The sequence below is a fragment of the Cedecea sp. B1(4) genome (assembly GCF_059414925.1).
In genome coordinates this window covers 1-361 of record NZ_JCAHMZ010000044.1, presented here as the reverse complement: position 1 = coordinate 361, position 361 = coordinate 1, and the positions used below count along the sequence as shown (strand labels likewise).

1 pseudogene is annotated in these 361 nt (G+C 65.1%); it reads left to right on the top strand.

From position 1 onward, the window contains the following. A pseudogene (locus tag ACR6JA_RS22070) lies at window positions 1–361 on the top strand (hypothetical protein); the annotation flags it as partial.

Sequence of the window (361 nt, the reverse complement as noted above, 5' to 3'; positions counted from 1 at the left end):
GCCTGGTCTGGGCCAAGATCGGGGGACAACTGCTCGGCCTGACGATCATCCTGGGTGGTGTCGGCTATGCCTTGCGGCGAGCCGCGCTGAATTGGAGTTGGCCGCGAGTGCGCGAGGCGGGACGCCGCTATCGCCAGTTTCTTTACTACAACACGCCTTACAGCCTGATCGGCACGATCGCCCGCGACATGCCGAGTTTCGTCTGTGCCGGCCTGTCCGCCACCGCCGCCGCAGGGTTCTACGGTCTGACCCGAACAGTGCTGCTGGCGCCGACCCTGCTGGTTTCCGGCGCGCTCAGCCAAGTGTTTTTCCGGGAAGCGGTTGCGCTCAAAGGCACTCCCCGGTTGGCCGATCTGACCGA